Annotated in this window: 14 protein-coding genes; 6 read left to right on the top strand and 8 right to left on the bottom strand. The window is 61.6% G+C overall.

Annotated features, from left to right (window positions below):
• Positions 1-6 precede the first annotated feature (6 nt).
• The 6 genes from C5748_RS11950 to C5748_RS11970 all read right to left on the bottom strand — a co-directional run bounded on the left by C5748_RS11950 (position 7) and on the right by C5748_RS11970 (position 3,271).
• Positions 7-216 (bottom strand): hypothetical protein, encoded by a 210-nt coding sequence (locus C5748_RS11950; protein WP_105742145.1) that lies wholly within the window; start codon positions 214-216, stop codon positions 7-9.
• A 10-nt stretch (positions 217-226) separates the two neighbouring features.
• On the bottom strand, positions 227-733 hold the full coding sequence (locus C5748_RS11955) for a hypothetical protein (protein WP_105742146.1): 507 nt from the start codon (positions 731-733) through the stop codon (positions 227-229).
• Positions 730-921: a hypothetical protein gene (locus C5748_RS27870; protein WP_146119510.1), complete on the bottom strand. Its 192-nt coding sequence runs from the start codon at positions 919-921 to the stop codon at positions 730-732. The genes C5748_RS11955 and C5748_RS27870 overlap by 4 nt, the downstream gene beginning before the upstream one ends.
• Positions 922-1,199: 278 nt before the next feature.
• Positions 1,200-1,790: an SCO family protein gene (locus tag C5748_RS11960; RefSeq protein ID WP_105742147.1), complete on the bottom strand. Its 591-nt coding sequence runs from the start codon at positions 1,788-1,790 to the stop codon at positions 1,200-1,202.
• Positions 1,790-2,785, bottom strand: a complete 996-nt coding sequence (locus tag C5748_RS11965) for a DUF1775 domain-containing protein (protein ID WP_105742228.1) — start codon at positions 2,783-2,785, stop codon at positions 1,790-1,792. Before C5748_RS11965 ends, C5748_RS11960 begins: the two co-directional genes overlap by 1 nt.
• Before the next feature lie 78 nt (positions 2,786-2,863).
• On the bottom strand, positions 2,864-3,271 hold the full coding sequence (locus C5748_RS11970) for a hypothetical protein (protein WP_105742148.1): 408 nt from the start codon (positions 3,269-3,271) through the stop codon (positions 2,864-2,866).
• Between the two features lie 267 nt (positions 3,272-3,538).
• Between C5748_RS11970 and C5748_RS11975 the strand changes: the two genes are divergently transcribed.
• Complete coding sequence (locus C5748_RS11975; protein ID WP_105742149.1) at positions 3,539-4,744, top strand: Mrp/NBP35 family ATP-binding protein; 1,206 nt, start codon at positions 3,539-3,541, stop codon at positions 4,742-4,744.
• 139 nt (positions 4,745-4,883) lie between these two features.
• Here C5748_RS11975 and C5748_RS11980 read toward each other — a convergent pair whose 3' ends face one another.
• Together C5748_RS11980 and C5748_RS11985 are read right to left on the bottom strand one after the other, a co-directional pair.
• Complete coding sequence (locus C5748_RS11980; RefSeq protein WP_105742150.1) at positions 4,884-6,515, bottom strand: alpha-D-glucose phosphate-specific phosphoglucomutase; 1,632 nt, start codon at positions 6,513-6,515, stop codon at positions 4,884-4,886.
• 273 nt (positions 6,516-6,788) lie between these two features.
• On the bottom strand, positions 6,789-8,087 hold the full coding sequence (locus C5748_RS11985) for an ROK family transcriptional regulator (RefSeq protein WP_105742151.1): 1,299 nt from the start codon (positions 8,085-8,087) through the stop codon (positions 6,789-6,791).
• Between the two features lie 432 nt (positions 8,088-8,519).
• Between C5748_RS11985 and C5748_RS11990 the strand changes: the two genes are divergently transcribed.
• The 5 genes from C5748_RS11990 to C5748_RS12010 all read left to right on the top strand — a co-directional run bounded on the left by C5748_RS11990 (position 8,520) and on the right by C5748_RS12010 (position 13,043).
• Positions 8,520-9,542, top strand: a complete 1,023-nt coding sequence (locus tag C5748_RS11990) for a sugar ABC transporter substrate-binding protein (RefSeq protein WP_105742152.1) — start codon at positions 8,520-8,522, stop codon at positions 9,540-9,542.
• 89 nt (positions 9,543-9,631) lie between these two features.
• Entirely contained in the window at positions 9,632-10,714 is a 1,083-nt protein-coding gene (locus C5748_RS11995; RefSeq protein WP_105742153.1) for an ABC transporter permease, read from the top strand.
• A complete protein-coding gene (locus C5748_RS12000) occupies positions 10,711-11,499 on the top strand; it encodes an ATP-binding cassette domain-containing protein (RefSeq protein WP_105742154.1) in 789 nt (262 codons plus the stop codon). The genes C5748_RS11995 and C5748_RS12000 overlap by 4 nt, the downstream gene beginning before the upstream one ends.
• 23 nt (positions 11,500-11,522) lie before the next feature.
• Entirely contained in the window at positions 11,523-12,152 is a 630-nt protein-coding gene (locus C5748_RS12005; RefSeq protein WP_105742155.1) for a nucleoside/nucleotide kinase family protein, read from the top strand.
• 69 nt (positions 12,153-12,221) lie between these two features.
• Positions 12,222-13,043, top strand: a complete 822-nt coding sequence (locus C5748_RS12010; protein WP_105742156.1) for an urease accessory protein UreD — start codon at positions 12,222-12,224, stop codon at positions 13,041-13,043.
• The last annotated feature ends 11 nt before the right edge of the window (positions 13,044-13,054 follow it).

The following is a 13,054-nucleotide window of genomic DNA, read 5'->3' on the forward strand; positions in this document are numbered from 1 at the left end:
ACCGGTTTATCGATGATTGCGCACGATGTGGGAAAAATCCCTGGTCACCGGCAGCGTATCGGCATAGGCGAAGCGGATCAGGGCGCGGTCATGGGCAATCTCGGCGGCAATATTGGCGCCCGGACTCATACCGGCGCCGGCCGGCATGATGAACGTTGCGACGGTCAGCGCGGCGGCTGCGGCGAGGCCGAGACGTTTTTCGGTGCGTGAATTCATGTCCGTCTCCTTAGTGAAAGGTAGCCCGCTGCGGGCGGAAGAGAATGTCGTCGATGGCGTGTTTCGGTATTGGCAGCAAAGTCTGACCGAAATCGGCCAGAGTGTCGGCGAAAATGCGGGCGGCATCGGCCACTTCGTCGCAGCGTACCGAACAGGAGATGGCCGCAAGGCAGGTGTGCGCCGCCGGCTCATCACCATTCTGCATGGCCGAAACCAGGCCGAGCGTCAGGCATTCCTCGCGGCAGACATGGTGCGAACCGAACGGGAAAGCCCTGAGCGGACAGGCGGCGCAGTGCTGGAGGATGCGTATGAAATGCGACAGTTCGGCCAGCGCCTGCTTGCCGGCGGAGACGCCGAGCGCTTCAGCATAGAGTGTCCACGCCATTTCCCACGGGATCACCGAACCGGTCTCGAAGCCCGAGGTCCAGCGGCGGTAACCTTCCAGGACAAGCTTCTCGGGGATGCGCTCGAAATAGCAGCTATTGGAACCGCTCAGCTCGGAAATGCGGATATTCATGCCCGCCTCCCCGGCATTTCGCCGTGACAGGACATGCTTTTCACGCTTTCACAAGCTTTGGCACAAGCTCCGGATAAGCCAAGACGCGAAAGCGCCGGCTGCGGATAAAAACGGCCTGTCGGCAACAGATCAAGCTGCCACGACAGCCCTTCCACCGCGCTGAGGCGGTGTACATCAAGACCAATCATCAGGTCCTCCAATCGAACGGGTTCAAGGCCCAGACATCAAAGGCTATGCCCATGCAGGCACGCATGCATAAAGCCGCCAGTTCGCCCGAATGTCAAATACTATTTCTGAAAAAGCCTTAAAATATCAATAGGTTAGAATTATTCTAGAGTAAAATAGTCATATTATATCATATCCCGACTATACGGTATCGTGGCGTTGAACCATTCTGCACCGTCAGCGCAGCGGAACCGCTGCCACTACGATGGAATCATGGCTGCATCTCCCACCCTTCTGCCTATCAGCCGGCGATCAGCCGTTTCAGTTTCTGCAATGCAGTCTCAGCGCTTTCCCCATAGGCGATCGTACCCTTGAAGCGGCCGTTTCGGTCGAGGAGGAAAACCGAGGCGGTGTGATCCATGGTGTAGCCGCCATCATCGAGCGGCACCTTCCTGGCATAGATCTTCCAGCCGGCGATCAGCTTGGCCATCTCTGCCGGATCGCCGGTGATCCCGGTGATGCGGTCGGTGAAATTGCCGGTATAGGCTTTCATCACCTCCGGCGTATCGCGTTCGGGATCGACGGTGATGAAGAACGCGCGCAAATCCTTGCCTTCCTCGCCCAGCTGACCGAGCCAGCCGGCAAGCTCGTAAAGCGTGGTGGGGCAGATATCCGGGCAGTGGGTGAAGCCGAAGAACAGCACGCTCGGATGCCCCTCGAACGCCTTTTCGCTCATCGGCTTGCCATCCTGATCGACCAGATTGAACGGGACGCCGAGTTCCGCCGTCTGTTGACCTGATTGGAATTTACCGAACCCGGAGGCTGCGACGAGGAACAGGCAGAGGACGGCTATCGCCGCCCAAAGCCCGTAACGGATGATCCTGATATTCATCAGTGATGATGCTCCATCGAGGATGCCCCGGCCGCGCCGACCTTAAAGGTGACGTCCACCTTGCCGGCCTTTTCGAACTCGAGCGTAACCGGCACCGTATCGCCTTCCCTGAAAGGTTTCGCCACATCCATGAACATCAGATGCATGCCGCCCGGCTTCAGTTCGACGGTTCCGCCGGCCGGCAATTCGATCCCTTCCTTCAGAGGGCGCATCTTCATCACATCGTTTTCCATGGTCATTTCATGGGTTTCGACACGCTTGGCCGCGGGCGAATGCACGGCGACAAGCCGGTCGGCTTCCCCGCCATCATTGGCAAGCGTGACATAGCCGCCGCCGACCTTGGCGCCCGGCACCATGGCGCGGATGAACGCACCTGATATCTCGATCGGCCCGGCCTTGACGGCCGTCTGCTCGGCGCCGCCATGCATGGTATGATCATCGCCGCCATGGCTATGGCCGGCATGTTCTTCCGCGGAAGCCGCGATGACCCTGAGCTGAGGCGCGGGACCTTCCAGATCATGCGGGTTCTGCCCCTCGGCCGGGATTTCCGTCCAGGTAACCGAAGCGTCCGCTCCGCAGAACTGGGTGGCAGGAAAATAGAGTGTCGTGTCCTTGTCGAAATCGGCCAACCTGCCGACAACGACGAATTCGTCATAGAAATCGCTCGGCAGATTGCCGTTCGTCCAGCGTATCTCGACCACACCGGAACGAACTTCCTTGCCGTGAACGCTATATGTCTTCTGGTAATCGCCCTTCACCACTTCGGTTTTCCAGCCGGGTTTCGGCATGGGCTGGGCGGAAACGAACCCTTCGGGCAGCTTGATGGTAACGCCGGTGGTTGCCTTGGCGTCGCAGCCATGCGGAACCCGCAAGACGGCCTTATAGGCGCTGCCCGCCTTGGCCTCGCCCTTTTCGAGCGTGGCGTGGGCGTGGGCGGCGCCGGCCGTGAATGCCAGAAGCGTTGCCGCGAATGCGGCGCATGTCGTGTTTTTCATCGTCTTGTCCTGAATTAGCGATATCAACGGTGGCCGTGCACAAACGATCATGAACCGGCCGGATTCGGGTTTTTCAGGTCAGACGAGAGGCGGGGCCTGGGGCGGCGCCGAGGGCGGATAGGCATCCCGCCAGATGACGGGAGAGACTGGCGCGATGGCGATGATTTCACCGGGACTGAGAACCGGCCCCGCCGTTTTCGGTGGCAGCGGGCATGTGAAGGCCGCTGAAATGCGGCAGGCTTCGCAGCCATTGCCGTAGAAATGGTCGTCACGGTGATGATGATCGCCGGCATCGCCGCCTGCGGGCTGGCAAATGACGGGAACGGTTCCATCCGGCAAGGTGTAGGCGGCGAGATCGACCTGACCGCCATAGCCGAGATTGGCCGGGCCGAGATCAACCGGTTTGTGCTCAAAAGCAAGCAGAACGAGCGCGAGCGCGCAGAAGATGCGCACCATATTCCGCCCGTTCAACAAAGTTTCGCGCATGGTTTTCCCGTTTTCCGGCATTAAGCGCCGCAAAACGTCCCTAACGCAAGACCGCACGCTTTGGAATGCGACAAACGCGAGCAGGCGGGGCGCGCAAATACGCCGAGGGAAGGAACCGGCACGGGATCGTTCCCCCGCCAGTTGCCGCTCACCCCAATTGTTGAATGGCTGTGCCATTGGCCTTTGCGCCGAACTGCATTATCTCAAGGGAATAAGATTGGAGCGATCGGAACCGCTCCACTGCATTTCAAGGCGGGATGGAATAAAATGACAGGCGTGACACGCGAACAGGTTCTTGAACGGCTGAAGACGATAACCGGGCCGGATTTCGAAAGCGACATCGTCGACCTCGGCCTCGTCTCCGATATATTCATCGCCGACAAAAAGGTGTTCTTCTCGATCACCGTGCCGGCTGCCCGTGCGCAGGAACTCGAGCCGCTGCGTACCGCCGCCGAAAAGGTGGTGAAGGAGATACAAGGCGTCGAGGGTGCGCTCGTTACGCTGACGGCGGAAAAGAAGGGCGGCAGGACCAGCGACGATGCGCCGCCGGCGCGCCCATCCGCACCGCAGCAACCATCATCGCCAACCATCGTTCAACGCTCGGCTCCGTCGGGTGCGGTTCCGCCGCCGCGCGTGCCGCAGCATGACCAGCCGCCGCGCAAACCCGGCGTTCCCGGCGTCGGCGCCATCATTGCGGTCGCCTCCGGCAAGGGCGGTGTCGGCAAATCGACGACGGCGGTCAATCTGGCGCTCGGGCTCAAGGCCAACGGCCTGAAGGTCGGCATTCTCGATGCCGATATATACGGGCCGTCGATGCCCCGGCTCCTCGGCATTTCGGGCCGCCCGGAAACGATCTCCGGCCGCGTTCTGAAACCGATGGAGAATTACGGCCTGAAGGTGATGTCGATCGGGTTCCTGGTCGATGAGGAAACGCCGATGATCTGGCGTGGGCCGATGGTCATCTCGGCGCTGACGCAGATGCTGCGCGAGGTGGAATGGGGCGAGCTCGACGTGCTCGTCGTCGACATGCCGCCCGGCACGGGCGACGCCCAGCTGACCATGGCCCAGCAGGTGCCGCTCGCCGGCGCCGTCATCGTCTCGACACCACAGGACCTGGCGCTGATCGACGCGCGCAAGGGGCTGCACATGTTCCGCAAGGTCGATGTGCCGCTGCTCGGCATCATCGAGAACATGAGTTATTTCATCGCCCCTGATACCGGCACGCGCTACGATATTTTCGGCCATGGCGGGGCGCGCCGGGAAGCGACGCGTCTCAACGTGCCCTTTCTCGGCGAAGTGCCGCTGCACATGGATATCCGCGAGACGTCCGATGCCGGAACGCCGGTGACGGTCAGCGAGCCCGACGGCGTTCACGCGAAGATCTACCGCGACATCGCCGCCAAGGTCTGGCAGGGCGTGGAGACGGCACGCGCCACACCGGGACGGGCCGCGCCGGCGATTGTTTTCGAGTGAGGGAATAGGGGAAGTAGGGGAATAAGGGAATAAGGGAATAAGGGAGTAAGGGAGTAAGGGAGTAAGGGAGTAAGGGAGTAAGGTTACTCCGAACATATTCCCTTATTCCCTTATTCCCCTATTCCCCTATTCCCTTCTCTCACGTAATCACGCTCGGCTTGTCGCGTCCGGTATAGGCCTTGATCGGCGCGATGGCGTGTGACGCCTTGATCAGGTCGGCGAGGGCTGCCTGCGTATCGAGGTCGTGGCGCGCGGCGTCCGGTTCGAAGCGCTCGATATAGACGCGGATGGTGGCGCCGGATGTGCCCGTGCCCGAAAGCCGGACGACGACGCGCGAGCCGCCTTCGAAAAGGATGCGGATGCCCTGATGCTCACTCACCGAATGATCGACCGGGTCGTGATAGGCGAAATCATCGGCCCCGGCGACGGTCAAGCCGCCAAATGACCTGCCCGGCAGGGTCGCAAGCTTGCCGCGCAGCTCGGTGATGAGCTTATTGGCCGCGCCGGCATCGACTTCCTCGTAATCGTGACGGGAATAATAGTTGCGGCCGTAGGTCTTCCAATGTCCGACCACGATATCCCTGACGCTTTCGCGGCGCACGGCCAGGATATTGAGCCAGAGCAGGACCGCCCAGAGACCGTCCTTCTCGCGCACATGGTTCGATCCGGTGCCGGCACTTTCCTCGCCGCAGATCGTCGCCATATCGGCATCGAGCAGATTGCCGAAGAACTTCCAGCCGGTCGGCGTTTCATACATGCCGAGCCCAAGCTTTTCCGCCACCCGGTCGGCGGCGCCGCTGGTCGGCATGGAGCGCGCAATGCCCTTCAACCCGTCGGCATAGCCGGGCGCCAGATGCGCATTGGCGGCAAGCATGGCGAGCGAATCCGATGGCGTGACGAAAATGCCCCGGCCGATGATCAAATTGCGGTCGCCATCGCCATCGGATGCCGCGCCGAAATCCGGCGCATCCGCCGACATCATCAGATCGTAGAGACCCTTGGCATGAACCAGGTTGGGATCGGGGTGGTGGCCGCCGAAATCGGGAAGCGGCACGAAATTGATGACGCTTCCCTCCGGCGCGCCAAGGCGATGTTCAAGTATCTCCTTCGCATAAGGCCCGGTGACGGCGTGCATGGCATCGAACCGCAGGGTGAAGCCGGATTTCAGGAGTGCGCGGATCGCGTCGAAATCGAACAGTACCTCCATCATCTCGGCATAATCGGCAACGGGATCGATCACCTCGACCACCATGTCGCCGAGTTTCTTGTCCCCGAGCTCGTCGATGTCGATATCGCCCGCATCGAGAATGCGATAGCGATCGATGGTCTTGGAGCGGGCGAAGATCGCTTCGGTGATCTTCTCCGGCGCCGGGCCGCCATTGCCGATATTGTATTTGATGCCGAAATCCTCCTTCGGCCCGCCGGGATTATGACTGGCTGAAAGAATGAGGCCGCCGAACGCCTTGTATTTGCGGATGAGATGCGAGGCGGCGGGCGTCGAAAGAATGCCGCCCTGGCCGACCATGACCCGGCCGAAACCGTTGGCGGCGGCGATCTTCAACACTTTCTGGATGATTTCGCGATTGTAATACCGCCCGTCGCCGCCGAGCACCAGCGTCTTGCCCTGAAAGCCATCGAGCGAATCGAACACCGACTGGATGAAATTTTCCGCGTAGTTCGGCTGCTGGAATTCAGGCACCTTCTTGCGCAGGCCCGAAGTGCCGGGTTTCTGGTCGTCATAAGGCTTGGTGGCAATGGTCAGAACAGTCATACGGTCACCTGTGGCTGAATGCGGGAGGGCAGCATATCGCCGCATTGTTTGCGGTTCTTGCGGCACCATAGATCAAGTTTGCGCTATGCAAATAACAATTTGTGCAGGGGCTTGAGCTTGTCAAAACTAACTTGAAATAGCTCCCCGCTGGCCGTCATTCTCGGGCTTGTCCCGAGAATCTACGACGAAGCGTTCAATCAGAACGGTAATCACTTTCCTTCGTCTTATGGCAGATTCTCGGGACAAGCCCGAGAATGACGACAGGACAAGGAGCTAAACCGCATCTTTGAACAGGACGCTCTGGTCGAACAGATAGCGGTTGAAGAGCGGCAGGCTCGCAGCCCCCACGGCCTTTGCATGGACGCCGACCTTGCCCTCGACGATATCAGGCGCGGAGATGCCCTGAAGATCGAGCCCGGCAATCTCCACGCGCGTTGCCTCGACGATGCGGTGGCGCACCGAAACGGGAAGCCAGCCATCGATGATGGCGGCGGAAAAATCGATGATCGAAGCGGCCGCGACAATGGCATGGGCGAGATTGCGGGCGGTGAGCGCGATCCATTCATCGACGGGCGCGCCGAAATCTTCCCAATTTTCCGGCGACAGCCAGAGAGCGGAGGTATCGTCGCCGCGCTCCTGCAACATGCGCTCCAGCACGAAGACCGAAGCGGCGTCGATCAACTGCCTCGGCTGGCCCAGTGCTGGTCCGGGAACTGGCCCCGGTACTGGCCCCGGTACTGGCATCGAGCCGACCGCGCCGGCATTGCCGGTCCGTCCGGCATAAAGCGCGTTGTTGAGGACCACGCCGCCGCCGATGAAGGAACCGATGAAGAAATAGACGAAATCGGTGAAGTCAGGACCGCGCCCGAAGGTCAGTTCCGCACCGCAGGCGGCGGTGGCATCGTTCTGCATGAAGACGGGATAAGGAAAATGCGCGGCGAATTCGCGGACGAGATCGGCATTGCGCCAGGCATCGAGATCGGCCTGCGGCGCTCCCACTTCCTCCACCCAGTTCCATAGCTCGAAAGGAACGGCAATGCCGAGCCCGGCGATGCGGCGGCGCTGCGCCGCGTCGAGCGATGCGTTGAAGCGGCCGATCCCGTCTAGGGTGAATTGCTTGATCGCGTCGGGAACCGGCCAGCGATAGGTCTCGTGGAGACGCATCCGGATATTGCCCAGGAAATCCATCAGGATCAGCTCGGCGCTGCGCCGCCCGATCTTCAGCCCGAAGGAAAAAACCCCCTCCGCGGCAAGGCGCATCGGCGTCGAAGGCTGGCCGACACGGCCGCGCACGCGCTCGCCGCGCGTCAGGAGCCCGTCTTCTTCCAGGCCCCGCATGATGACCGAAACGGTCTGCGCCGAAAGCCCGGTCAGCCGTGCTATATCGGCACGCGGCAAGGCGCCATGGCGGCGGACGAGAGACAGAACGAGCCGTTCATTATAAGCGCGCACCCCCGTCTGGTTGGATCCACGGCTGATGGCGGGGCTATGCTCGACCGCATATTCCGGCTTGAATCCACCGGTGCGCGCTCCCCTGGCAGATTGCTTTTCTCTTCCCGTATCTGCAGCCATTGCTTTTCCTGAACCGCCAATCGCGTTTTTCCACTGCCTCGCCCGGAAACGGAGCACTCGAATTCAAAGTGTCAGCGCTGTACGCGTGGCGTTCGAGCGCGCCGTGCAACATGCAGCGGCTTTTCTCCGGCGGCAAGTTTGGCACAGGCGATTAATAAATCAACCGGATTTATTTATTGACAGGCTCTGTTTCACATGTTTCCCTACGGACGAATGTGCCGGTACCTGGATCAAATGTTCGATCATGAAGCCGGCGTATTTAGTGTTATGATTGCCTGAAAGCCGCCAGATCATTGCGGCAGGATCATGCGCTGAAACCGGGCTTGGCAGCGCTCCCAATCGAGCACACCGGCCATCACTCAATCCAGGCCGGCTGCCGCCGGCATATTTCGGCCAGGCCGGCTTGCTGCCGGCATATCTCGGGAGGAATTCATGAAGAAGATGATCTTATCGTCGGCCTTTGCCGCTTTTGCGCTCGGTGCCGCCGCCATGCCCGCCAGTGCCGCCGATATCGGCGCCTGCCTCATCACCAAGACCGACACCAATCCCTTCTTCGTCAAGATGAAGGAAGGCGCGCTGGCCAAGGCTGGGGAATTGGGCGTCAACCTCAAGACCTATGCGGGCAGGATCGATGGCGACAGCGAAAGCCAGATGGCGGCTATCGAGACCTGCATCGCCGATGGCGCCAAGGGCATCCTGATCACGGCCTCCGACACCAAGGGCATCGTGCCGAGCCTGCAGAAGGCGCGCGACGCGGGCATCCTGGTGATCGCACTCGATACGCCGCTGGAGCCGGCGGACGCCGCCGACGCCACCTTCGCCACCGACAATTTCCTTGCCGGCGAGTTGGTCGGCAAATGGGCCGCCGCGACGCTTGGCGATGAAGCCAAGAACGCCAAGGTCGCATTCCTCAACCTCACCGCGGCGCAGCCGAGCGTCGATGTGCTGCGCGACCAGGGCTTCGACAAGGGCTTCGGCATCGACCCCAAGGACGAGACGAAGCTTGGCGACGAGGACGACGCACGCATCGTCGGGCGCGACCTGACGGATGGAAACGAAGAAGGCGGACGCCGCGCCATGGAGAACCTTCTCCAGAAGGACCCGACCATCAACGTCGTCCACACCATCAATGAGCCTGCTGCGGCAGGCGCCTATGAAGCGCTCAAGGCGCTCGGCCGCGAAAAGGACGTGCTGATCGTTTCCATCGATGGCGGCTGCCCCGGCGTCAAGAACGTGCAGGAAGGTGTCATCGGCGCAACCTCGCAGCAATATCCGCTGCAGATGGCGGCGCTCGGCATCGAAGCGATCAAGAAATTCGCCGATACGGGCGAAAAGCCGAAGCCGACCGAAGGCAAGAGCTTCGTGGATACGGGCGTGGCTCTGGTCACCGACAAGCCGGTCGAGGGTGTTCCCTCCATCGATACGAAGGCCGGACTGGAGAAGTGCTGGGGCTGATCGCATTGTAAGGGAGTAGGGGAATAGGGCAGTAGGGGAATATGTTTCTTACATACTCCCCTATTCCCTTAAGGACATGAGGAACTACCATGACCCAGCCGACACCGGCGGCGACGCCAGGCCAGGATTACGAAAACGCGCTTTCGGCTAGCCCTGCCGAAGTCGCCTCCTTCGAGGGTCCCGGCAAGACGTTCATGCAGCGCGGGCGCGAATTCCTGCACGGGAACCCGGCCGCCGTGCCGCTGATCGTCCTGCTGGCTTCGCTGGTCGTCTTCGGCATCCTGGTGGGATCGAAGTTCTTCTCCGCCTTCGCGCTGACGCTGATCCTGCAGCAGGTGGCGATCACCGGCATCGTCGCGACGGCGCAGACGCTGGTGATCCTGACGGCCGGCATCGATCTTTCGGTCGGCGCCATCATGGTCCTGTCCTCGGTGGTCATGGGCCAGTTCACCTTCCGCTATGGCCTGCCTGCGGAACTCGCCGTGCTGTGCGGCTTTGCCGTCGGCGCGCTTTGCGGCTTCATCAACGGTTTTCTCGTCGCCTATGTCAGGCTGCCGCCCTTCATCGTCACGCTCGGCATGTGGCAGGTGATCCTCGCGACGAACTTCCTTTATTCCGCCAATGAGACCATCCGCGCGCAGGATATCAGCGCCGAAGCGCCGATCCTGCAATTCTTCGGGCAGAGCATCCGCTTCGGCGGCGCGGTGCTCACCTATGGCGTCATCGTCTTCGTGCTGCTCGTCATGCTGCTCTGGTATGTCCTCAACCACACCGCATGGGGACGCCATGTCTATGCCATCGGCGACGATCCCGATGCGGCGGAACTCTCCGGCGTGCGCGTCAAGCCCATCCTGGTTTCGGTCTATGTGCTGGGCGGCCTGATCTGTGCGCTGGCCGGCTGGGCGCTGATCGGACGCCTCGGCTCCGTTTCGCCGACGGCCGGACAGTTCGCCAATATCGAATCGATCACCGCGGTGGTGATCGGCGGCATTTCGCTGTTCGGCGGCCGTGGCTCGATCCTCGGCACGATGTTCGGCGCGTTGATCGTCGGCGTCTTCGCGCTGGGCCTGAGGCTTTGGGGCACCGATCCGCAATGGACCTATCTGATGATCGGCCTGCTCATCATCGGCGCCGTCGCAATCGACCAGTGGATCAGAAAGGCTGCAGCATGAACGCATCAGTGCAACCAATCCTCACCGCCCGCGGCCTCGTCAAGCGCTACGGCCGGGTCACGGCTCTCGACCATGCCGATTTCGATCTCTATCCCGGCGAAATCCTCGCCGTGATCGGTGACAATGGCGCGGGCAAATCGACGCTCATCAAGGCGCTTTCAGGTGCGGTTTCCCCCGACGAGGGCGAGATCCGGCTCGACGGCAAGCGGATTCACTTCCGTTCGCCGATGGACGCGCGCGGGGCAGGCATCGAAACCGTCTACCAGAATCTGGCGCTTTCGCCAGCGCTGTCGATCGCCGACAATATGTTCCTCGGGCGCGAGATCCGCAAACCCGGCGTGCTCGGAAGCCTGTTTCGCATGCTCGACCGCCCGGCCATGGAAAAAACCGCCCGCGAAAAGCTCTCCGAACTGGGGCTGATGACCATCCAGAATATCGGCCAGGCGGTGGAGACGCTTTCGGGTGGCCAAAGGCAGGGCGTGGCGGTGGCGCGCGCCGCAGCCTTCGGCTCCAAGGTCATCATCATGGATGAGCCGACGGCGGCACTCGGCGTCAAGGAATCGCGCCGCGTCCTCGAACTCATCCAGGATGTGAAGGCGCGCGGAATGCCGATCGTGCTGATCTCGCACAACATGCCGCATGTCTTCGAGGTCGCCGACCGTATTCATATCCACCGCCTCGGGCGCAGGCTTGCCGTTATCAAGCCGTCCGATTACACGATGTCGGATGCGGTGGCGCTGATGACCGGCGCCATGGCTCCGCCGACGGACGTGCTCGCGGCCTGAGATTTTCGTCTTTGGGGGAGGATATGGAGAGCACCAGCCGCGACATGCTGCCGTCGGCCATCTTGTCGCGGCTTGGGGAGGGCGAACGTCTTCTGGTCGCCATAGCGGGACCGCCCGGCGCCGGCAAATCGACGCTTTCGGAACATCTGCGCGACGCCTTGAACAAGGGTGGGGACGGGCCATCCGCCATCGTGCCGATGGACGGCTTTCACCTCGACAACGCCATCCTCGACCAACGGGGTTTGAGAAGCCGCAAGGGCTCGCCGCCGACCTTCGACTGCGCCGGTTTCGAGGTGCTGCTGAAGCGGCTCAGGATGGCGGGTGAGGATGTGGTCATCCCGGCCTTCGACCGGACGCTCGACCTTTCGCGCGCCGGGGCAGCGGTGGTCGCCGCCCGCCATCGCATCCTGCTCGTCGAAGGCAATTATCTGCTGCTCGATGAGGCGCCGTGGAGCCGTCTCCAGCCGTTGTTCGATCTCACCATCTTTCTCGACGTGCCGTTCATGGAGCTGGAGCAGCGGCTGATCCAGCGCTGGCTCGAGCACGGCCACACGCCGGAGGAGGCGGGCAACCGCGCGCTGTCCAACGATATTCCCAATGCGGAGCTGGTCGTTTCGTCATCGCGGCCGGCGGATTATGTCATCAGGGATTAAGGCTGCAAAGCGTTGAGAGCATCCGCTTTTGCAGCTATTGCGTAAGCGATGAGAATTCCAAGCGACATCATGCCCATACCGGAAACATCTCCCCGTCCGCAACGGACCTCCGGCGAGGGACGGCTTTCGGTCAAGAAAACCGGCGACAGGACGCGGATCGACCGGCTTTTCCAGGAAGGTTCGGCAAAACTGCGCTTTCCGCAGAATCCGGGCGGTCACCTCGAAGCGGTGATGATCAATACGGCTGGCGGACTGACCGGCGGCGACCGGATGCGCTGGCAGTTCTCGCTCGGTGAGGATTGCCGCGCCAGCCTGACGACGCAGGCCTGCGAGAAGATCTACAAGGCGGAAGAAGGCTCGACGGCGACGGTGGATACGGTCATCGACGTGGCCGAGGGCGGATCGGTGGCCTGGCTGCCGCAGGAAACGATCCTTTTCGAACGCTCAGCGCTTCATCGCAGGCTGACCGTCAATCTTGCCCCGACAGCGACGGCGCTGATCGTCGAAACGGTGGTTTTCGGCCGCAAGGCGATGGGCGAGGATATCGGCACGGCGACTTTCCGCGATTGCTGGCGCATCAGGCGCGGCGCGACGCTGGAGCATGCGGAAAACTTTTCCATCGGGCCCGATGCGGGGGCGATGCTGGCGCGGCCGGCGCTTTTCGGCGGCAAGCGCGTTTTCGCCAGCGTGCTGCTCGTCGCGGAGGATTGCGAGCGGCATCTCGACGGCGCGCGGACGATCATTGGCAAGGACGGCGGTGTGTCGGCCTGGTCTGGCAAGCTTCTTGCTCGACTGGTCGACGACGATGCCTATTCGCTGAGAAAAAGGCTGATACCGCTGATCGGCCTGCTCAATAAAAAAGCAGAGCTGCCCAAAGTGTGGTCAACCTGAAGACAGGGTAT

Source organism: Phyllobacterium phragmitis (assembly GCF_002980495.1).
Classification (GTDB): Bacteria; Pseudomonadota; Alphaproteobacteria; order Rhizobiales; family Rhizobiaceae; genus Paramesorhizobium; species Paramesorhizobium phragmitis.